1 protein-coding gene is annotated in these 411 nt (G+C 68.6%); it reads right to left on the bottom strand.

The features are described 5' to 3' along the window. Positions 1-411 (bottom strand): ABC transporter permease (locus ENZ75_RS34105; protein ID WP_164888295.1); only part of this gene is annotated, 411 nt, incomplete at both ends.

Here is a 411-nt window from a genome sequence, read left to right as displayed (position 1 = left end):
GGTATAGCCCTTGGGCTCGAGCAGGCCGATGATCTTGCAGGAGGTGCGGTTGACGCGGATGATCTCGCCCTCGGGATCGCCAGCGCCGAAGAATTGTTGGCGCACCGTCTCGCCGATCAGGCACACGCCTGTGCCCGAGCGGGTTTCGGAATCGCTGAACGGGCGGCCCGACACCAGTTTCCAGTCGCGCGCATCGAGATAGGCGCTGTCGGTGCCGGTGACGCCCGAGGTCAGGCTCTCGGTGCCGAAGATGACCCGGACCTGCTTTTGCGAAGCCGGCGAAATGGCGCGGGCGCCAGTCAGATGCGCAACCAGCGCCGCCAGCTCCTTTTCGGCCAGCGGACGCACCACCTGGTCGAGCCCGCCCGGGCCACCGGGACCGGCCGGGCGACCGGAGCGGACGACCAGCAG

The sequence above is a fragment of the Mesorhizobium sp. M7A.F.Ca.CA.002.04.1.1 genome (assembly GCF_004022805.1).
GTDB classification, from domain to species: Bacteria; Pseudomonadota; Alphaproteobacteria; order Rhizobiales; family Rhizobiaceae; genus Mesorhizobium; species Mesorhizobium ciceri.
This window is presented reverse-complemented; position numbering and strand designations above follow the sequence as displayed.